This is a genomic window from Streptomyces sp. NRRL WC-3618 (assembly GCF_001280005.1).
Taxonomy (GTDB): domain Bacteria; phylum Actinomycetota; class Actinomycetes; order Streptomycetales; family Streptomycetaceae; genus Streptomyces.
The window spans coordinates 20,750-41,616 of record NZ_LGDW01000382.1; the positions used below are offsets into that span (position 1 = coordinate 20,750).

General features: G+C 69.8%; 17 protein-coding genes. 5 read left to right on the forward strand and 12 right to left on the reverse strand.

All coding sequences use genetic code 11. The features are described from left to right. Positions 1 to 48: 48 nt before the first annotated feature. The 4 genes from ADL01_RS27010 to atzF all read left to right on the forward strand — a co-directional run bounded on the left by ADL01_RS27010 (position 49) and on the right by atzF (position 6,931). The gene (locus tag ADL01_RS27010) at positions 49 to 873 is read left to right on the forward strand and encodes an urea amidolyase associated protein UAAP1 (protein WP_053744620.1); all 825 of its coding nucleotides are present in this window, start codon (positions 49 to 51) and stop codon (positions 871 to 873) included. Further along, entirely contained in the window at positions 870 to 1,490 is a 621-nt protein-coding gene (locus ADL01_RS27015; protein WP_053744621.1) for an urea amidolyase associated protein UAAP2, read from the forward strand. The genes ADL01_RS27010 and ADL01_RS27015 overlap by 4 nt, the downstream gene beginning before the upstream one ends. Beyond that, positions 1,487 to 5,002, forward strand: a complete 3,516-nt coding sequence (locus ADL01_RS27020) for a 5-oxoprolinase/urea amidolyase family protein (protein ID WP_053744622.1) — start codon at positions 1,487 to 1,489, stop codon at positions 5,000 to 5,002. The genes ADL01_RS27015 and ADL01_RS27020 overlap by 4 nt, the downstream gene beginning before the upstream one ends. Positions 5,003 to 5,239: 237 nt before the next feature. Then, entirely contained in the window at positions 5,240 to 6,931 is a 1,692-nt protein-coding gene (gene atzF, locus ADL01_RS27025) for an allophanate hydrolase (protein ID WP_053744623.1), read from the forward strand. Positions 6,932 to 7,129: 198 nt separating this feature from the next. On the opposite strand, the gene ADL01_RS27030 is transcribed toward atzF, so the two are convergent. The 11 genes from ADL01_RS27030 to ADL01_RS27080 all read right to left on the reverse strand — a co-directional run bounded on the left by ADL01_RS27030 (position 7,130) and on the right by ADL01_RS27080 (position 18,830). Beyond that, on the reverse strand, positions 7,130 to 9,991 hold the full coding sequence (locus ADL01_RS27030) for a DEAD/DEAH box helicase (protein ID WP_053744624.1): 2,862 nt from the start codon (positions 9,989 to 9,991) through the stop codon (positions 7,130 to 7,132). Positions 9,992 to 10,107: 116 nt separating this feature from the next. Then, on the reverse strand, positions 10,108 to 11,070 hold the full coding sequence (gene tatC, locus ADL01_RS27035) for a twin-arginine translocase subunit TatC (RefSeq protein ID WP_053744625.1): 963 nt from the start codon (positions 11,068 to 11,070) through the stop codon (positions 10,108 to 10,110). A 54-nt stretch (positions 11,071 to 11,124) separates the two neighbouring features. Continuing rightward, positions 11,125 to 11,409, reverse strand: a complete 285-nt coding sequence (tatA, locus tag ADL01_RS27040; protein ID WP_053744626.1) for a Sec-independent protein translocase subunit TatA — start codon at positions 11,407 to 11,409, stop codon at positions 11,125 to 11,127. Between the two features lie 255 nt (positions 11,410 to 11,664). Beyond that, positions 11,665 to 11,859, reverse strand: coding sequence for a hypothetical protein (locus ADL01_RS27045; RefSeq protein WP_053744627.1), 195 nt, complete (start codon positions 11,857 to 11,859; stop codon positions 11,665 to 11,667). 175 nt (positions 11,860 to 12,034) lie between these two features. Then, entirely contained in the window at positions 12,035 to 12,328 is a 294-nt protein-coding gene (locus tag ADL01_RS46665; RefSeq protein ID WP_053744650.1) for a hypothetical protein, read from the reverse strand. Continuing rightward, entirely contained in the window at positions 12,325 to 13,395 is a 1,071-nt protein-coding gene (locus ADL01_RS27055) for a helix-turn-helix transcriptional regulator (RefSeq protein ID WP_078960778.1), read from the reverse strand. Before ADL01_RS27055 ends, ADL01_RS46665 begins: the two co-directional genes overlap by 4 nt. Positions 13,396 to 13,411: 16 nt before the next feature. Then, positions 13,412 to 14,365, reverse strand: coding sequence for a helix-turn-helix transcriptional regulator (locus tag ADL01_RS27060; protein WP_053744629.1), 954 nt, complete (start codon positions 14,363 to 14,365; stop codon positions 13,412 to 13,414). A 201-nt stretch (positions 14,366 to 14,566) separates the two neighbouring features. Next, the gene (locus ADL01_RS27065; protein ID WP_053744630.1) at positions 14,567 to 14,938 is read right to left on the reverse strand and encodes an FKBP-type peptidyl-prolyl cis-trans isomerase; all 372 of its coding nucleotides are present in this window, start codon (positions 14,936 to 14,938) and stop codon (positions 14,567 to 14,569) included. Positions 14,939 to 15,035: 97 nt separating this feature from the next. Continuing rightward, a complete protein-coding gene (locus ADL01_RS27070; RefSeq protein ID WP_053744631.1) occupies positions 15,036 to 16,034 on the reverse strand; it encodes an FKBP-type peptidyl-prolyl cis-trans isomerase in 999 nt (332 codons plus the stop codon). 165 nt (positions 16,035 to 16,199) lie between these two features. Further along, positions 16,200 to 17,561 (reverse strand): Pup--protein ligase, encoded by a 1,362-nt coding sequence (pafA, locus tag ADL01_RS27075; protein ID WP_053744632.1) that lies wholly within the window; start codon positions 17,559 to 17,561, stop codon positions 16,200 to 16,202. Positions 17,562 to 17,570: 9 nt separating this feature from the next. Further along, the gene (locus ADL01_RS27080; protein WP_053744633.1) at positions 17,571 to 18,830 is read right to left on the reverse strand and encodes an MFS transporter; all 1,260 of its coding nucleotides are present in this window, start codon (positions 18,828 to 18,830) and stop codon (positions 17,571 to 17,573) included. Between the two features lie 107 nt (positions 18,831 to 18,937). Here ADL01_RS27080 and ADL01_RS27085 point away from each other — a divergent pair, with 107 nt between their 5' ends. Beyond that, complete coding sequence (locus ADL01_RS27085) at positions 18,938 to 20,011, forward strand: LacI family DNA-binding transcriptional regulator (RefSeq protein ID WP_053744634.1); 1,074 nt, start codon at positions 18,938 to 18,940, stop codon at positions 20,009 to 20,011. 92 nt (positions 20,012 to 20,103) lie between these two features. On the opposite strand, the gene prcA is transcribed toward ADL01_RS27085, so the two are convergent. After that, complete coding sequence (gene prcA, locus ADL01_RS27090; RefSeq protein ID WP_053744635.1) at positions 20,104 to 20,841, reverse strand: proteasome subunit alpha; 738 nt, start codon at positions 20,839 to 20,841, stop codon at positions 20,104 to 20,106. Positions 20,842 to 20,867: the final 26 nt, after the last annotated feature.

A 20,867-nucleotide genomic window follows, 5' to 3' on the forward strand; every position in this document is an offset into this window, starting at 1 on the left:
GTGAGACAGCACGACACCCAGCACGACTTCGGAGCCGGAGGACCCTCGATGGGGACATCGACCACGTACGGAGCCCGCGACCACGCCCGCGCCCAGGAGGGCGCCCAGGCCGAGGCCATGCCCGTCGTCCCGGCCGCCGACTGGCCGGCGCCGCCCTGCGCCGCCGGCCATCTGGTGTGGGCCGAGACCGTGGCGGGCGGCAATTACACGCACCGGGTGCTGGCCCGGGGCACCGAGCTGCGCCTGACCGACCTGCGCGGTGACGCCTGCGCCCATCTGCTGCTCTTCGTCGGGGACCGGCCCTGGGAGCGGCTGAACGTCGCCGACACGGTCAAGGTGCAGTGGAACGCGTACCTGGGCGAGGGGCAGTTGCTCCTCTCCGACCAGGGCCGCGTCCTCGCCTCGCTGGTCGCCGACACCTCCGGCCGTCACGACGCGCTGTGCGGCACCTCCACCCTCGTACGCAACACGAACCGCTACGGCGACGGCACCCCGCAGTCGCCCTCCCCCGCCGGCCGTGAGCTGTTCAAGCTGGCCGCGGCCAAGAACGGCCTCCAGCCCCGCGATCTGCCGCCCTCGCTCTCCTTCTTCCAGGGCGTGCGGGTACACGAGGACGGCGCCCTCGACTTCACCGGCTCGGCCGGACCGGGCGGCAGTGTGACGCTGCGCGCCGAGCAGGACGTCACCGTGCTGATCGTGAACGTCCCGCACCCCGCCGACCCGCGCGACGAGTACGTCAGCACACCCCTGGAGGTGCTGGCCTGGCGCGCCGAGGCGACCCGCCCCGGCGACCCCCTGTGGGAGGCCACGCCCGAAGGGCGCCGCGCGTTCCTCAACACCGCCGAATTCCTTACCGCGAGGGGGCTCGCATGAGCACGCCGATCGTCCGGAAGTCCGTCGTCGCGGCCCGCGCCGCCTGGTCGTCCGTCGTCCGCGCCGGCGGCACACTGACCATCACCGACCTGCACGGCAACCAGGCCGTCGACTTCCTCGTGTACGACGCCCACGACACGTCCGTGCGCTACAGCGCGCCCGACACGATCCACGCGCAGGGCGGCGTCTTCCTCACCACCGGCAGCGTCCTGATGTCGAACGAGCACACGCCCCTGATGACCGTGGTCGCCGACGACGTCGGCCGGCACGACACCGTCGGCGGCGCCTGTTCCAAGGAGTCGAACACTCTTCGGTACGGCCACCACACCTGGTCGCAGCACGCGTGCGTGGACAACTTCCTCGCCGAGGGCGCCCGACACGGCCTGGGCAAAAGGGACTTGGTCTCCAACATCAACTGGTACATGAACGTGCCGGTGGAGAAGGACGGCACGCTGGGCATCGTCGACGGCCTCTCGGCGCCGGGGCTCTCGCTCACCCTGCGCGCCGAGTGCGACGTCCTGGTGCTCGTCTCCAACTGCCCCCAGATCAACAACCCTTGCAACGGCTTCGACCCGACCGCCGTGGAGATGAGCGTCACCGAGGCGGGTACGGAATGACCTTCGACACGCTGCTGGTCGCCAACCGGGGCGAGATCGCCGTCCGCATCATCCGTACCGCACGGGAGTTGGGCCTGCGCACGGTCGCGGTGTACTCCGACCCTGACCGCTCCGCCCCGCATGTCCGGCTCGCCGACGAGGCGGTGCGCCTTGGGCCCGCGCCCGCGAAGGAGTCGTATCTCGACGCCGACCTGGTACTGGCGGCGGCGAAGGTGACGGGCGCGGGGGCGATCCATCCCGGGTACGGCTTCCTGTCCGAGGACGCCGACTTCGCACGCCGCTGCGAGGACGCCGGGATCGTGTTCGTAGGGCCGACGCCGAGGCAGCTGGAACTGTTCGGCGCGAAACACACGGCCAGGGCGGCGGCCGAGGCGGCGGGTGTGCCGCTGGCGCCGGGCACAGGCCTGCTGGCCTCCCTCGACGAGGCGTACGCGCGGGCCGCCGCCATCGGCTATCCCGTGATGCTCAAGGCGACCGGCGGAGGCGGCGGCATCGGCATGTCGGCCTGCGCCTCGGCCGCCGAACTCGCCGACGCCTGGGAGCGGGTGCAGCGCGTCGCCGCCGCCTCCTTCTCCTCGGCCGGCGTCTTCCTGGAACGGCTCGTCGAACACGCCCGTCATGTCGAGGTGCAGGTCTTCGGCGACGGCGAGGGCCGGGTCGTCACCTTCGGCGACCGCGACTGCTCGCTCCAGCGCCGCAACCAGAAGGTGGTGGAGGAGGCCCCGGCCCCCGGGCTCCCCGCGCACGTGCGCGCCCAACTGGCGGACGCCGCCCGCAACTTGTGCTCCTCGGTGGACTACCGCTCCGCCGGAACAGTGGAGTTCGTGTACGACGCCGCGCGCGAGGAGGCGTACTTCCTGGAGGTCAACACCCGCCTCCAGGTGGAACATCCGGTCACGGAGGAGATCTACGGCGTCGACCTCGTCGCCTGGATGCTGCGGCTGGCCCGTGGTGAGCGCGATGTCGTACGGGATCCGGGCACCCCTCGCGGTCACGCCGTCGAGGCCCGCGTCTACGCGGAGGACCCCTCGCGCGAACACCGGCCCAGCGCGGGCCTGTTGACGCGGGTGGAGTTCCCGGGCGGGGTGCGGATCGACGGCTGGGTGGAGACGGGCACCGAGGTGACCACGTCCTACGACCCGATGCTCGCGAAGGTGATCGCGTTCGGCGCCGACCGGGCGCACGCGCTGCGCCGGCTCGACGAGGCGCTGGCCCGCACCCGGGTCGACGGCATCGAGACGAACCTCGGGCTGGTACGGGCGGCACTCGCGGACCCCGACTTCCGCGCCGCAAGGCACTCGACGGCGACCCTAGCCGGCGTGAGCGATTCGACGTCCCGCATCGAGGTCGTCTCCGGCGGGACCCTCACCACCGTCCAGGACTGGCCGGGCCGCACCGGCTACTGGCAGGTGGGCGTGCCTCCGTGCGGCCCGATGGACGACCGTTCGTTCCGGCTCGGCAACCGTGCCCTGGGCAACGACGAGGGCGCCCCCGGCCTCGAATGCACCCTCCAGGGCCCGTCGTTGAGGTTCACGCACCCCACGACGGTGTGCGTGACCGGGGCCCCGGCGCCGGTCACCCTGGACGGCACGCCGGTCGCCCAGTGGGAGCCGGTGACGGTACCGGCGGGCGCCGTACTGGCGATCGGCACCCCGACCGAACAAGGCCTGCGGACCTACGTGCTGTTCGCGGGCGGCGGCCTGGACGTGCCGCCCTTCCTCGGCAGCGCGGCCACCTTCACGCTGGGCAGATTCGGCGGCCACGGAGGCCGGGCGCTGCGCACGGGCGACGTCCTGCACGGCGGGGCGACGACGGAGTCCGCAACCCCGGTGCCCCCGTCCGACCGCCCGGAGTTCGCTTCCCCCTGGCACATCGGCGCCGTCGAAGGTCCGCACGCGGCACCGGAGTTCTTCACCGAGGAGGACATCCACGACTTCTACGCGGCCGACTGGAAGGTCCACTTCAACTCGGCCCGCACGGGCGTACGGCTGGTCGGCCCGAGGCCCCGCTGGGCGCGCACCGACGGCGGTGAGGCGGGCCTGCACCCGTCCAACATCCACGACACGCCGTACTCCGTGGGCGCCGTCGACTACACGGGCGACATGCCGGTCCTGCTGGGCCCGGACGGCCCCTCCCTGGGCGGTTTCGTCTGCCCGGCGACCGTTCTAAGCACGGAACGCTGGAAACTGGGCCAGTTGCGCCCCGGTGACACGGTCCGCTTCGCACCGGTGGACACAACGGGCGTACAGCGGGCGGAAATTGTGGACGGCGGGGTACTGGCCCGGGACGGCGACATCACGTACCGCCGCAGCGGCGACGACAACCTGCTGGTCGAATTCGGGCCCATGCAGCTGGACTTGGCGCTCCGCATGCGCGTCCACGCCCTGATGGAGGCGGTGACGGAGCTGGACCTGGCCGGGGTGACGGACCTGACACCGGGTATCCGCTCCCTCCAGATCCAGGCGAACCCGGCCATACTCCCCCAACCCGACCTCCTCGCCGCCATACGGCGAACAGCCACCGCCCTACCCCCCGCGGACCGCCTCACGGTGCCCTCCCGCACGGTCCACCTCCCCCTCTCCTGGGACGACCCGGCGACCCGCGAGGCGATCGCCCGCTACATGGCGGGCGTCCGTGACGACGCCCCCTGGTGCCCGTGGAACATCGAGTTCATCCGCCGCGTGAACGGCCTGGACTCGGTCGACGACGTGTACCGCACGGTCTTCGACGCCGAGTACCTCGTACTGGGCCTGGGAGACGTCTACTTGGGCGCCCCGGTGGCCACTCCGCTGGACCCCCGCCACCGCCTGGTGACGACGAAGTACAACCCGGCCCGCACCTGGACGGCGGAGAACTCGGTGGGCATCGGCGGCGCCTACCTCTGCGTCTACGGCATGGAGGGCCCCGGCGGCTACCAGTTCGTCGGCCGTACGACCCAGGTGTGGTCGGGCTGGCAGCAGCGCGGCGCGTTCGAGCCGGGGTCACCGTGGCTGCTGCGGTTCTTCGACCGCATCAAGTGGTACGCCGTCGAGCCGGACGAACTCCTGGAACTGCGCGCCGACATCACCTCGGGTCGCTTCGTCCCCCGCATCGAGAAGGGTGTGTTCTCCCTCGCGGAGTACGAGGAGTTCCTGGCGGAGAACGCCGAGTCGATCGCGGAGTTCCGCACCCGCCAGGGCGGGGCCTTCTCCAGGGAACGGGACGCGTGGGAGGCGGCAGGCGAGTTCACGAGGGCGGAAGCGGCCACGGGACCTCCGGCCCCTTCCCCCGAAGTGACGATCCCCGCCGGGGGGCACCTGATCGAGGCCGAATTCGCGGCGTCGGTATGGCAGTTGAACGTGGCTCCGGGCGACGAGGTGACAGCGGGCCAGCCACTCCTGGCCCTGGAGGCGATGAAAATGGAGTCCCGGATACACGCCCCGATATCAGGAGTGGTCCAGCAGATCCTGACAAAACCGGGCGCCCAGGTGGAGGCAGGCACAGCACTGATCATCCTGACGCCAAGCCCCTGAACTTCCTCGCCCCCGCCGCCCCTACCCGTCCCGTCCTCGGGGGCTCCGCCCCCGAACCCTCGCTCCTCAAACGCCGGAGAGGCTGAAATACCCAGCCCGTCCGGCGCTTGAGGACGAGGCCCCTTCAGGGCTCGAAGCGGGGGTCTGGGGGCGGCAGCCCCCAGGGACAGGACGGGAAGGGGCGGCGGGGGCGAAACAAACAGCCAGAACCAGCCCGCAGCCGACAAAGGAGCACCCATGTCGACCCCCACCCTCACCCGAGTCCGCATGGCCTACGCCCGCATCGCCACCGTAGACCGCCCCGAGGTCTGGATCGACCTGCGCCCCCAGCCCGAGGTCGAGACCGAGGCCCGCGCCATCGACGCCCGCCTAGCCGCAGGCGACCACCTCCCCCTCGCCGGCAAACTCTTCGCCGCCAAGGGCAACATCGACGTCCAGGGCCTCCCCACCACCGCCGGCTGCCCCGCCTACGCCTACCACCCCGAGGCCGACGCTCCCGTGGTCGCCCGCCTGAGGCACGCCGGCGCCCTCCTCCTCGGCACCACCAACCTCGACCAGTTCGCCACCGGCCTGGTCGGCACCCGCTCCCCCTACGGCCCCGTCCGCAACGCCCACGACCCGACCCGCGTCAGCGGCGGCTCAAGCTCCGGCTCCGCCACCGCCGTGGCACTGGGCCTCGTCGACTTCGCCCTCGGCACCGACACCGCAGGCTCCGGCCGCGTCCCCGCCGCCTTCAACGGCATCGTCGGCCTCAAGCCCACCCGAGGCCTGGTCCCCACGACCGGCGTCGTCCCGGCCTGCGCGTCCCTCGACTGTGTGACCGTCTTCGCCCGTACGCTCCCCGAGGCCGAGCAGGCACTCGCGCACATGGCGTCCCCGCCCGCCCGCGACCTCCCGCCCCTCCCCCAACGCGCCCCCGGCCCCTGGCGCGTGGCGGTCCCGCCGCTCGCCCAACTCGGCGAACTCGACCCGGGCTGGGCACAGGCGTACGAGGCCGCGGTGACCCAGCTCCGCACGGCCGGCGTCTCCGTGCAGGAGCTCGACCTCACCCCGTTCACCGAGGCGGCCGCGATGCTGTACCAGGGCGCGTTCGTCGCGGAGCGCTACACAGCCGTGGGCGCCTTTGTCGACAAGTTGCTCGCCGAGGGGGGTGAGGCGAGCGCGACCCTGGACCCCACGGTCGCCGGCATCATCACCCGCGCCCGCGACATCCCCGCCCACCAGCTCTACGCCGACCAGGAGCGGCTGGCCGCCCTGCGCACCCGGGCACTCGCCGAACTGGCCGACGCGGACGCACTGTTGCTGCCCACGGCTCCCGGTCAGCCGACCCTTGCGGAGGTCGCCGCCGATCCGTTGGGCGCCAATGCCCGGCTGGGCCGTTTCACGAACTCCACGAACCTCTTCGACCTGGCCGCGGTCGCCGTTCCCGCGGGTGAGGTCGACGGTCTCCCGTTCGGCGTGATGCTGATCGGTCCGGCGTTCACCGACGACCGGCTCACCACGATCGCCCGCCTGTTGCAGCCCGAGGCCCGCCTCGCGGTGGTCGGCGCGCATCTCGCGGGCCAGCCGCTGAACCCCCAACTCCTGGCTCTGGGCGCCCGACTGGAACGTGCGACCACGACAGCCCCCGTCTACCGGCTGCACGCCCTCCCCACGACCCCACCGAAGCCGGGCCTCGTCCACGTGGGCGAAGGGGAAGGAGAAGGGGAAACCGGTGGAGCGGCCATCGCGGCAGAGGTGTGGCGCCTCCCCGCCGAAGGCCTCGGCCACTTCCTCGCCGCCCTGCCCCGCCCGATGACGCTGGGCCGCGTCGAACTCGCCGACGGCACGCACGTACCCGGCTTCCTGTGCGAACCGGCGGCTCTCGAAGGCGCCGAGGACATCACGGCGTACGGAGGCTGGCGCGCGTACCTGAACAGCCGCCCCTGACCACGGCGGGCCCTGCCGAAGGCAGGGCGGGCCGCCCGGTGTGCGCCTCCGCCGGGCGGCCACCCTGGGGCCAAGGCGAGTTGACCCGCATCCCACCCCCACACGCCCCGCCGGTCGCCCGCACCCCACGAGCCCCACTCCGACTCCGACCCGGCGAACCACAACAGGCCGAACCACAACAGGCCGAACCGCCGGGGGCTACCCCACCGACGAGTAGGCCACAACCCCCCGCAGCAGCCCCTCCACGGCCTTGCGCGCGTTCTTCGCGACCGTCGACGACTCGCCGCCGGACACCGGTGCGGCGGCCGAGATCTGTCCGAGGACGTCGATGACCTGCTTGCACCACCGCACGAAGTCACCGGCCGGCATCTCCGCCTCGCGCAGCACCTCGTCGAGGCCCTTGCCGGAAGCCCACTCGTAGGCCGCCCATGCGAAGCCGAGGTCGGGCTCACGCTGGCCGACGCCCTCGCTCTGGGTGATCCGGAACTCCTCCTCCAGTGCGTCGAGCCGGCCCCAGATGCGGACCATCTCGCCGAGCGCGGCCTTGGCCTTGCCGGAGGGCACCTTCGGCGCCATCGCGTCGTCGGCGGCCCGGGACTCGTACACCAACGCCGAGACGCACGCGGCGAGTTCGGCGGGCGACAGCCCGTCCCACACGCCCGCGCGCAGGCATTCACTCGTCAGCAGGTCCAGCTCGCCGTAGAGCCGGGCGAGCCGCTTGCCGTGCTCGGTCACCTCGTCGGCGCGCAGATAGTCCAGCTCGGTGAGCAGGGCGACAATGCGGTCGAACGTACGGGCGATGGTGTTGGTGCGGCCCTCGATGCGCCGCTCCAGCTGCGAGGTGTCGCGCAGCAGCCGGTAGTAGCGCTCGGCCCAACGAGCGTGGTCCTCACGGTCGTTGCAGCCATGGCAGGCGTGGGCGCGGATCGCGGTGCGCAGCCGGGCGATCTCGCGGTCGTCGGCCGCCTGGGACCGCTGCTTGCGAGCCCGCTCGGGCGGGATGTGCCCGGCCTTGGTGCGCAGCGCGGACGCGAGGTCGCGACGGGACTGCGGCGAACGCGGGTTGAAGGACTTGGGGACCCGCATCCGCTCCAACGGCTCGACGGGTACCGGGAAGTCCATGGACGCGAGCCGCTTCACCTGCCGTTCGGACGTCAGCACCAGCGGGCGCGGGCCGTCGTGCTGCTCGAAACCGCGGTGGCCGTTGGACCGGCCGGCGGGCAGCCCGGGGTCCAGGACGAGGGCGAGACCCGCGTACTTGCCGGTGGGGACGTGGATGATGTCTCCGGGCTTGAGCTTCTCCAGCGCGACGGCGGCCTCGGCGCGCCGCTGGGCGGCCCCCTGCCGGGCCAGATCGGTCTCCCGGTCCTTGAGTTCGCGGCGCAGTGCCGCGTACTCCTCGAAATCGCCCAGGTGGCAGGTCATGGACTCCTTGTAGCCGTCCAGACCCTCCTCGTTGCGCTGCACCTGCCGGGAGATCCCGACCACCGACTTGTCTGCCTGGAACTGCGCGAACGAGGTCTCCAGCAGCTCGCGCGAGCGGTGCCGACCGAACTGTTCCACGAGGTTGACCGCCATGTTGTACGACGGCTTGAAGCTGGAACGCAGCGGGTACGTGCGCGTGCCGGCCAGTCCCGCCAGGTGGTCGGGGCTCATCCCGCGCTGCCACAGCACGACGGCATGACCCTCGACGTCGATGCCGCGGCGGCCGGCGCGGCCGGTGAGCTGGGTGTACTCGCCGGGGGTGATGTCGGCGTGCTGTTCGCCGTTCCACTTGACGAGCTTCTCCAACACGACCGAGCGTGCGGGCATGTTGATGCCGAGCGCGAGGGTCTCGGTGGCGAACACCGCCTTCACGAGGCCCTGTACGAAGAGTTCCTCGACGACCTCCTTGAACGTGGGCAGCATGCCCGCGTGGTGGGCGGCGATACCTCGCTCCAGGCCCTCCAGGAACTCGTAGTACCCCAGTACGTGCAGGTCCTCGGTGGGGATGGACGCGGTGCGCGCCTCGACGACGGCCCGCACCCGCTCCCGCGCTTCGTCGTCGTTCAACCGCAGTCCCGCGTACAGGCACTGCTGTACGGCGGCCTCGCAGGCCGCGCGGCTGAAGATGAACGTGATGGCGGGCAACAGCCCCTCGGCGTCGAGCCGTTCGATGACTTCGGGACGGCCGGGCGTCCACACGCGTGAGCGCGACCTGCGCTCCCGCTCACGGTCGGCCTCGCGCATGGCGCGTCCGCGTTTGCGGTCCTGGAAAGAAGGCCGGCTGGCCTCCATCCGCGCGAGCCGCGTGAGGTCGGGGTTGACGGCCTTCCTGCTGCCCTCGCCCTCCTCGAACAGGTCGTACATCCGGCGTCCGGCGAGCACGTGCTGGAAGAGGGGCACGGGCCGGTGCTCGGAAACGATCACCTGGGTGTCGCCGCGTACGGTGTCGAGCCAGTCGCCGAACTCCTCGGCGTTGGAGACGGTCGCCGACAGGGAGACGAGGGTGACCGACTCGGGAAGGTGGATGATCACTTCCTCCCACACGGCGCCGCGGAAGCGGTCGGAGAGGTAGTGCACTTCGTCCATGACCACGTAGCCGAGGCCCAGGAGGGTCTGCGAGCCCGCGTACAGCATGTTGCGCAGCACCTCGGTGGTCATCACGACCACCGGGGCATCGGAGTTGACGCTGTTGTCGCCGGTGAGCAGGCCCACCTTGTCCGCGCCGTAACGACGGCACAGGTCCGAGTACTTCTGGTTCGACAACGCCTTGATGGGCGTCGTGTAGAAGCACTTCTTGCCCTGCTGGAGGGCGAGATGGACGGCGAACTCGCCGACGATCGTCTTGCCCGATCCGGTGGGGGCGGCCACCAGCACGCCCTTCCCGGCTTCGAGCGCCTGGCAGGCCTCGATCTGGAAGGGGTCGAGGCCGAAGTCGTACATCTCGCGGAAGGACGCGAGCGCGGTGGCCTGCTCGACAGCGCGCTTGCGTGCTGCCGCATACCGCTCGGCCGGTGAGAGGTCCTCTGTCATCGTGCTTTCGAGACTACCGGCCCCCACTGACAACAGGACGATCATTATCCGGATCGATGCCTGGGAAACACGGGATCCGCGCAGCTCAGGCAACGCGGAGGCGGCCGGGGCGCCGGGTGGGCGCCCCGGCCGCCTCCGCGCCAGGGTTTTGAGGAGAAGCGTCAGGTCACGTCGTCGTAGCCGTTGACCCGGTCCGTGCCCGTCTGTTCCGGCAGGGCGCGGTGGGCGGAGACGGTCTCGACCTCGCCGATTTCCTCGGGGGTGAGGTCCAGGTCGGAGGCCTCGTCGTCGCCGGGGCCCGCCTCGTCACGTCGGCGCTTGCGTCGGTCGTTCGTGAGGGAGAAGGCCACCGCGCCGAAGTACAGGACCCAGATGGGTCCGGCGAGGGCCATCATGGTCAGCGGGTCCGTACTGGGCGTCGCGACCGCCGCGAACACCGTGATGCCCATGATCATGGCGCGCCACCAACTGGCCATGCGCTTACCGGTGAGAATCCCGGTGAGGTTGAGCATGATCAGCAGCAGCGGCAGCTCGAAGGAGAGACCGAAGACGATCACCATGCGCGTGACGAGGTCGAGCAGGTCGTCCAGCGGGAGCAGGTTGTCGACGTCGAACGGCGTGAACTCGATCAGAACCTTCGCGGTGGTGGGGAGCACCCGGTAGGCGAAGTAGGCGCCGCCGAGGAACAGCGGAACGCCGGACGCGACGAACGCGTACGCGTACTTCTTCTCGTTCTTGTGCAGGCCCGGGGCGACGAACGCCCAGAGCTGGTAGAGCCAGACCGGCGAGGCGAGCACGACGCCGGCCATCAGCGACACCTTCAGCGCGAGCGTGAAGGGTGCGAGCAGACCGTTGATCGTGATCTTCGCGCAGGGGTTGCCACGCTGAGTCTGCTGCTTCGCCAGCTCGGAGAAGGATGACGGGCATCCGACCGAATCAAGCACCGGCTTGGTGAAGAAGTTGATGATGTCGTTGTAGAAGAAGGCGGCCACAACCGTGACGATCACGATGGCCAGCATGGCCTTCGCGACCCGGTTGCGGAGCTCGCGGAGATGCTCCACGAGGGGCATCCGCCCCTCGGGATCCCTCGCCTTCTCCTCCGTGTTGCGGGCAGACTTGAGCAACCCACGTCCTCATCTCGTGCGGCAGGGCCGGAGGTGTCCGGCCTTGCGTCAGCGTCAGCGCTGGGTCGTGTCCGTCGGCTCGGTGACCGGGCGCGAGCTCGTCACGTCACCGGGGGCGGCCTTGATGGTGCGCTGGGCCGGGGACTGCTCGTCGGTGTGCGGCGGAGCGGCGGGGGCGGTTTCCTGGCCCTCCGCCTTCATCGCCTTGGCTTCGCTCTTCAGGATGCGCGCGGACTTGCCGAGCGACCGCGCCATGTCCGGAAGCTTCTTCGCGCCGAACAACAGGATGACGACGACGAGGATGAGAATGATCTCGGGAGCTCCGAGCCTTCCGAACATTTCTTTACCTTCTCACCGAGGCGGCTGGATGGGGGTGCTGTCCGATCGTCCGGACATGTGTCCGACCGTCGTATTCACAGCGATCGTAACTCTCGGGGGTAAACCTGAGGCAATCCCTGTGCGTACTCCCGGTTTGCGGTCCGGGCCTCGTTTTCCGGCCGCGATGAGAGCGTACCTGCCGACCCCGACAACGTGACAGGGCGAAGTCGCCCAAAACACATCAACCCATGGATTCACAGAAGAGCCGCCGGACGGTCACAACGCATCAACGGAACGTGCCGTGTGCGCGGCGGCCCGTTCCAGATCCTCGGCGGCCCGATTGATACGCCGCGCCGACTCCGCGACCTGCCTCCCCAGCCGCTGCGCCTCCAGAAAAACCCGGACGGCAAGCACACCAAGAACAGCAATCCCGAGAAACCCCACAGCGACAGCGAACATCGGCCAGAACATGCCCCCGAGCCTAGCCCCCCTCTCAGCCCGTCCGGCGTTTGAGGACAAGGCCCCGTTGAGGGCCGACAGCGGGGGCCTGGGGGCGCAGCCCCCAGAAAGGAACGGGACGGGTAGGGGCGGCGGGGGCGAAAACCCCACCCCGCACCACCCGAACCGCACATCCCGCAGCGCCCCCTCAGGAAGGCCCGGCCAGCCGCAGAGTCCTGACCCCACCCCCGGTGAGCAACTCCACCACACGCTCACCAGCCGGTTTACGAACGGTCACATCACAGTCGGGACAGGTGAAGGAGTAGAACGTGGTCCGACTGGAACCACCGATCGCCAGGCGCAAAGCACTCGCGGTGAGCTCGAAGTTGCCACGACAGTCCGGACAGGCGGCCCGGAACACCACGGGCGCCACCCTCCGCATGCCCGCGAAGGCGGCCGCCACAGTCATGTCCCGCACACCTGACATCGGAGACTCGCTCAACACCCCTGCTCCCGTCCGCCGTACAACCCGTCCTGACCCCCATGCCCCCCAGGCCCGCCCGCCGCCGGTGTCCGGGGGCCGGCCGGCGGGGCGTCGTACGCCGCCAGCGCCTCCTGGGCGGCCAGCCGGGCACTGTCCGCGAGATCCTGCGGCGAGACGATGCGTCCGTCACGGCCGAGCCGCAGCGCCAGGCGCCGCAGCGACGCCGGATCGGGGGTGCGCAGGGTGATACGCAGCCCGCCCTCGGGAAGCTCATCCGCGCTGTCGTGCGGGTAGTACTCGGCGACCCAGCGCCCGCCCGGGCCGACCTCGACCACCACCTCGGGATCCTCGGCGGCGGGCTGCACCAGCCCCTCCGACAGATCCCGCAGCTCTATCTCGGGCGGCGCGGCCGGCTCGTCGAGGATCTTGATCTCGGCGACCCGGTCAAGGCGGAAGGTCCGACGCGCCTCGGAGCGTCGGCACCAGGCCTCGACGTAGGTGTGCCCGACGCTGACCAGGCGGATCGGGTCGATCTCCCGTTCGGTGAGCTCGTCGCGCGCGGGCGAGTAGTAGCGGATCCACAGGCGGCGGCGCTCGGAGATCGCCCGGTCGACGTCCGCGAACACCCCGCCCTCCGACTCGAAGGTCACCGAAAGCCGCGCGCTGGCCCCGGCGGCCTCGCCGGCCGCCGTCTCCACCTTGGCGGTGGCCCGCAGCAGGGCCTGCCGGTCACTCTCGCGCAGTCCCGGCAGGGTGGACACCGCGCGGGCGGCGACGAGCAGCGCGGTCGCCTCGTCGGCGGCCAGCCTGAGCGGTTCGGCGGCCTCCTCGCCGAGGGCGGCGGGGTTGTGCCACCAGATCCGCTCGCCGTCGGTGTCGATGTCGAGCAGATCGCCGCCGCGGAAGCTGGTGCCGCACATGGGCAGCACGTCCAGGTCCGAGACCAGCTCGTCCTCGGTGATTCCGAACGCGCGGGCCACATCACCGACGCGCGCGCCGGGCCGCTCGCGCAGGTAGGTCACCAGGGACAACATGCGTCGCGTCTGGTCGATGGCGTTCACGGGCCTGGCCGGTTTGCCTGCCACTTGCTTGCGCTCCCCCTCAGCCCTTGGCCACGGCACGCAGCCGGTCCACCACGTCGGAACGCAGCTCGGCCGGCTCCACGACCACCACGTCCGGCCCGAACTCCACGAGCCAGGCATCCAGCCCGTGCCCGTACGGAATCTCCAACTCGTCCCAGCCGTCGCCGAGTTCCCGCACCGCCGACGCCTTCGCCCGAAGGGGGTAGCCGGCGCCCGTCCGCAGTCGGATCAGCGCGGAACGGTCGGCGGTCTCCCCCGCCCAACTGGCGACGGTCTCGCGGACCGTGACGACATCGGGCACCTCGGCGGTGAACTTCGCGCTGCGGCTGCGGACCTTGCCGGTGATCCGGGAGAGCCGGAACACCCGTTCGGCGCCCCGGTCGCGGTCCCAGCCCGCCAGATACCAGTGGCCGCGCCAGCACTCCAGCGCCCACGGCTCCACCTGACGGGGCTCCGGGCGGACGGCGGTGGCCTTGCGGTAGTCGAAGACGACCGGGCGGCGGTCCCGGCAGGCCAGCATCAGCGGTTCGAAGGCGGCCTCGTGCACCGGAATACGCGGCTCCAGGGCGCCATGAGCCTCGTAGGGGTCGACGTCCTCGGGCAGTCCGGCCGCGCGCAGCTTCTGCAGTGCGCCGCTGGCCGCACCGGCGAGGCGTGCCTGCTGCCAGACCTTCGCGGCCAGGCCCAGGGCGGCGGCCTCCTCGGCGTCGAGGGTGATGGGCGGCAGCCGGTTGCTGTCACGGCCGGCGCGATAGCCGACCTCGCCGTCGAGGTTCTCCACCGTCTCGATGACCAGCCCGAGTTCGCGCAGATCGTCCTTGTCGCGCTCGAACATCCGGTTGAAGGAGTCGTCGCTGCCCGCTTCGAGATAGGCCTCGATGGAGTCACGCAGCTCGCGCTTGCTCAGCGGCCGGCGCGTCCCGAGCAGACACAGCGCCAGGTTCATCAGCCGCTCGGCCTTGGCAATGGCCATCGACGCCCTTCGTCTTCCCTATGGTGCTTACGACGGATGACCGTACCGCTCCGAAGTGGCGCGGCAAAAGCCGAGGGCCCATGCCCGGACAGGCATGGACCCCGGATGATCGACTTCGGTCAGACCCCGTACCTGTCTCGTACGACGATCCGGCCTGATTCCGATCCCATTCGGCCGCCGTACGACAGTCGGACCGGACGGTCAGACCGCGATCAGGTCGACCACGAAGATCAGCGTCTCGCCCGCCTTGATCGCCGGCGTGGGGCTCTGGTTGCCGTAGGCGAGGTGGGCCGGGATGGTCAGCTCGCGCCGGCCGCCGACCTTCATGCCCTGCACACCCTTGTCCCAGCCCTTGATGACCCGGCCGCCGCCCAGCGGGAACTTGAACGGGGTGCCCCGGTTCCAGCTGGCGTCGAACTCCTCGCCCGTGCTGAAGGCGACGCCCACGTAGTGGACGGTGACGTTCTGACCCGACACCGCTTCGGCGCCGTCGCCCTCCCAGATGTCCTTGATCTGAAGGTCCGCCGGCGGCTCGCCCTCGGGGAAGTCGATCTCGGGCTTCTCGATGCTCACGTCTCTGGCTCCTGCTGGTGAATGAACAAAGGCAACAAGGACAGTCTTTCATCCCGGACGCGGTGCCGCCCGCGCCAGGCCGACCTCCCCGGAGGGCTCACATCTTCGCGAGGATGTCCACGGAGAACACCAGTACGGAGTCCTTCTCGATACCGCTGCCCTGCGGCGGGTTGTCCCCGTAGCCCAGGGCCGGCGGAATGGAGATCATCACGCGGCTGCCGACCTTCTTGCCGGCCAGACCCTGCGCCCAGCCCTTCACGACCTGCGACAGCCCGAACGAAACCAGCTGCCCGCTCTTGTAGGACGAGTCGAACTCCTTGCCCGTGTCCCACAGCACGCCCTTGTACTGCACGAGGACCGACTCGGTCTCCTTGACCACCGCGCCGTCGCCCTCGATGACGTACTTCGCCACCAGCTTCGTGGGCGGGGCGGACTTCGGGACCTCGATCGAGGGGGCCGCGCCGTCCGTGTTCGTACCGACCTTCGGCAGCGCGGCGTCGTCCTGGGGGACGACCTTGCCCTTCGCCGAGCTCTTCGAGTTGAACGTGTCCACGACATCCACGACGAAGACCAGCGTGTCGGTGCCCTTGATCCCCGCCTGCGGGTTGCCCTGCTTGCCGTAGCCCCACGTCGGCGGCACGGCCATCATGACCCGGCTGCCGGCCTTCCGGCCCGTCAACCCGTACCGCCAGCCGTCGATGATCTTGCCCTGCGCCAGCTGGATGACCAGCGCGGTCCCCCGGTCGTACGAGTTGTCGAAGACCTTCCCCGACTCCCAGACCTGACCCAGGTAGTTCGCCACGACGAAGTCGTTCTCCACGACCGTCTTGCCGTTGCCCGCGATCAGCGTCTTCACCGCGAGATCCTTCGACGGCTCACCACTGGCCTTCGCCACGGTCGGCTTCTCGCCGAACTTCACCCCCGCGGTGATCGCCGGCAACGGACCGTCGACGATCTTCGGCGCCGGCGCGGCTGACGCACCCGACGGAGAGGGACTGCTGTCACTGGCCTTGCTCTTGTCGGACTTCTCGTCGCCGCATCCGGCGAGCGTGACAAGTCCGGCAGGTACGGCAAGGAGAACTGAGCGTCGGCGCACGGTGAAAGCCTCGTATCGGTGTCGATCTTGTGTTGCTGGCGTGCGCGCAACTCTACGGCGTGCGAAGGGCGCCGTACGGAAAACGTACGGCGCCCGCGTTGCGTTCCGGTGGGGCCCCTCCCGCTCGAGCGCATTCGAGAGTGGGGGAACATCCGGCCGCAAATCTCACATACCGGCGATCAACTTCTCCACCCGCTCGTCGACACTGCGGAACGGGTCCTTGCACAACACCGTGCGCTGCGCCTGGTCGTTGAGCTTCAGATGCACCCAGTCGACGGTGAAATCACGGCGCTGCTCCTGAGCCCGCCGGATGAAGTCACCACGCAGCCGCGCCCGAGTGGTCTGCGGCGGAACCGACTTGCCCTCGAAGATCTTCAAGTCGTTGCAGATCCGGGCGGCTTGGTTCTTCCTCTCCAGCAGGTAGTAAAGACCCCGCCTGCGGTGAATGTCGTGATAGGCGAGGTCTATCTGAGCGACGCGCGGATGCGACATCGTCATATTGTGCTTGGCCCGGTACCGCTCGATGAGCTGGTACTTCATCACCCAGTCGATCTCGGTACCGATCCGGTCCAGATCCTCGGCCTCGATGGAGTCGAGCACCCGACCCCACAGCTCCAGCACCTGCTCGACCGTGCCCGTACGGATACCGCGCCGCTCGACGAAGTCCACGGCCTTCTCGTAGTACTCGCGCTGCACATCCAGCGCCGAGGCCTCCCGGCCGCTGGCCAGCCGCACCTTGCGGCGGCCCGTGATGTCATGACTGACCTCGCGGATCGCCCGGATCGGGTTCTCCAGCGTCAGATCCCGCATCACCGTGCCCGCCTCGATCATGCGCAGCACGAGGTCGGTGGCACCGACCTTCAGCAGCATCGTCGTCTCCGACATGTTCGAGTCGCCCACGATCACATGCAGCCGCCGGTAACGCTCGGCGTCCGCGTGCGGTTCGTCACGCGTGTTGATGATCGGCCTGGACCGGGTCGTCGCCGAGGAGACCCCCTCCCAGATGTGCTCCGCCCGCTGACTCACGCAGTACACGGCACCGCGCGGCGTCTGCAGCACCTTGCCCGCACCGCACAGAAGCTGGCGGGTGACGAGGAACGGAATGAGGATGTCCGCGAGCCGGGAGAACTCCCCGTGTCGGGCCACCAAATAGTTCTCGTGGCAACCGTACGAGTTGCCCGCCGAGTCCGTGTTGTTCTTGAAGAGGTAGACGTCGCCCGCGATTCCTTCCTCGTGCAGGCGTCGTTCGGCGTCCACCAGGAGTCCTTCGAGAATGCGTTCGCCGGCCTTGTCGTGCGTGACGAGTTCCGTCACGTTGTCACATTCCGGTGTCGCGTATTCCGGATGTGATCCCACGTCAAGATAGAGGCGTGCGCCGTTTCGCAGAAAGACATTGCTGCTACGGCCCCATGACACGACACGGCGGAAGAGGTACCGAGCCACCTCGTCGGGAGACAGACGCCGCTGTCCCCTGAACGTACACGTGACGCCGTACTCGTTCTCCAGCCCGAAAATGCGGCGGTCCATGACTGAACATTACGCCCGATCCCCCGAGCTGAAACGGGATCCGACAGCACGGTTTGGATCATTTTCCGATGAGACCGCAACCACCGCACCCTCCGAGGGCACCGCCAGCACCCGCCCGGTGACCAGCAGAACCAGGAAAGACACGGCCCCCGCACCCCCCGGCACGACGAACCCCCACAACGTTCCGCCCCACTCGACGACCGGCCCCGCAAGGCCCGTTCCCAGCGACGCACCCACGGTGAACGTCGTCACAAGCCACGAGAAAGCCTCGGTGACCGTCCCCTGCGGAGCATGCCGATCCACCAGCACGAACACACACGCGAGAGCCGGCGCCAGGAACACACCGGCAAGCACCATCAGCAAGGTCATCGCCACCGCACCCGGCATCAGCGTCAACGGCAGATAACACACCGCCAGCAACCCCACCAGCACCGTCAACCGGCGCTCCGCAGGCCCACCCCACTGCCGCGCCCCGTACACCGTCCCGCCCAGCAACGCCCCCAGCCCCACCGCCGCCATCAGCCAGCCGTACACCGTGTCCCCGCCATGACCGTCCGCGTACGACACCGACGCCACCGTGATCGACCCCAGCGCGATCCCCACGAACAGGAACGCCCCCAGCATCACCAGCAGCCCCGGCGAACGCAGCGCGCCCAGCCAGTGCGCCTCACGCGGCGCCGAACGCCACGCCCGCGAAGGCGGCGACAGCACCACGGAAAGGGCCCCCAGAACGCCGATCACGCTCAGCACGAGCAACGCCGCCCGCGCCGACCACAGCGAGGCGCACAGCGTCACCAGCAGCGGCCCCACGGTGAACATGACTTCCTGCGCCACCGCGTCCATCGCGTACGCGGTGTGCACCTGCTCCTCCTTACGCAGGACAGAGGGCCACAGCGCCCGCAGACCGCCCTCCAGTGGAGGCGTGAATAGCCCGGCGACCAGCACGGCGGCATAGGCGAGCGGCAGCGGATCGGTGCCCGTGAACGCGAACGCCCCCATACCGAACGCCGACACGAGCGCCGCCGACAACTGGACCCGCGGCTGCCCGTACAGGTCCACCAGCCGCCCCAGCAGCGGCTGCCCCACGGCGTTCGCCACCCCGTACGCGGCCGCGAGCCCGCCAGCCAGGCTGTAGGTGCCGCCCTCCGCCCGGACGAACAGCACGATCGCGATCGCCGCCGTGGCGTTCGGCAACCGGCCCACCAGGGTGCCCACGAGCAGTCGCACCGCATGCCGCGCCCTGAGGATCTCCAGGTATCCCGCCGCCATGACCAGCCCTTCCCGTCAACCGCGACGCCGGAAGTTGTACGTATAACGTCGCCCGTCATACGTACCATGTGCCCAGTCCGCACGTCCACACGAAAGACAGGCCCACGGTGGCACGAGGCAGCACCCGACCCACCAGCCGCGACGTCGCCCGGGCCGCAGGCGTCTCCCAGGCCGCCGTCTCCCTCGTCCTCGGCGACAAATGGCGCGGCCGCGTCTCCGAAACCACCGCCGAACGCGTACGCACCGCCGCCCGCGACCTCGGTTACCGCCCCAACCTCGCCGCCCGCAACCTACGCCTCGGCCACACCCGCACCGTCCTCCTCGTCGTCCCCGTCCTCACCACCGAGTTCTTCGCCGGCGTCTACACCGGAGCCGCCCGCATCGCCGCCGAACACGGCTTCGGCGTCGTCCTCTACCCCTCCCCCGAAGGCATCGGCGCCGCCCGCCCGTCTCCCACCACCACCCTCAAAGGAAGGCCCCCACGGGCCCCTCAGATTCCCAACCCCTTCCACTCGGCCCAGGCCGCCCTCGACGGCGTCATCGCCTCCTCCATGGCCGCCGACGCCCTCACCGCCATCCGCGGCGACCAACTCCCCCTCGTCATGCTCGACAGCGACCCCCGAGGCAGCCTCGGCGCCGCCACCGTCAACCTCGACATCGCCGACGGCGTACGCCAGGTCGCCGACCACCTCCTCACCCTCGGCCACCGCCACTTCCTCCACCTCGCCGCCGACATCCCCTCCTGGACCTTCGCCGTACGCGCCCACGAACTCGCCACACGCCTCGCCACCGTCCCCGGCACCGCCCTGCGCACCATCTATGCCCCCATCACCATCGAAGGCGCCCAACAGGCCACCACAGCCGCCCTCACCGGCCCCGGCCCCCACCCCACCGCCCTCGTCTGCGACGACGACAAACTCGCCACCGGCGCCTACAAAGCCATCCGCCGCCTCGGCCTGCGCATCCCCGACGACCTCTCCGTCACCGGCCTCGACGACCTCGCCCTCGCCACCGCCATCGACCCCGAACTCACCACCGTCCGACTCGACGCCGAACTCTTCGGCGAACGCGGCATGCAAGCCCTCCTCGCCGTCCTCGACGGCCGCACCCCCACCCAGGGCGACATCCCCGTCCAACTCGTCGTACGAGGCTCCACAGCACCACCCCGCAGCCGCCCCTGAACCCCCGCCAACGCCCGCACCCCGGCCGCCAGAAGCGACCGGGGTGCGAAATTCAGAAAACAGAAGGCGGAACACAACCGCCCACCGGACAACTACTCCTCTTCGGCGCTCTCCGCCTCGGTAGTCGCACCGCCGGCCTCCAGCAACCGCCCCAGCTGACGCCCGACAATCCGCTTGAACTTCCGCTTCTGCGGACGCGTACGGTCCAGCACCGCCACCTCCAGCCGCTCCGCCGGAATCTCCCGCTCGGTACCGTTCGTATCGCGCGACAGCGCCTGAACCGCCAGCTTCAACGCCTCGGCCAACGACATGCCGTCCTGATGACGCTGATCCAGATAAGTACTGATCTGCTCGGCATTACCACCGACCGCGACCGAACCATGCTCATCGACGATCGACCCGTCGTGCGGAAGCCGGTAGATCTGGTCACCGTCAGAGGTCTCCCCCACCTCGGCCACCACCAACTCCACCTCGTACGGCTTCTCCGCCGCCGAAGAGAAGATCGTGCCCAGCGTCTGCGCGTACACATTCGCCAGACCACGAGCCGTCACATCGGCACGGTCGTACGTGTACCCGCGCATATCGGCATACCGCACACCACCGATCCGCAGATTCTCGTACTCGTTGTACTTACCGGCAGCCGCGAAGCCGATCCGGTCATAGATCTCGCTGAACTTGTGCAGCGCACGGGACGGGTTCTCGCCGACGAACACGATGCCATCGGCATACTGCAGCACAACCAGGCTGCGACCACGCGCGATGCCCTTACGGGCATACTCCGCCCGGTCGGCCATCGCTTGCTGGGGTGAGACATAGAACGGCGTCGACACCGAATTAACCGTCCCTTCCTGTCAAA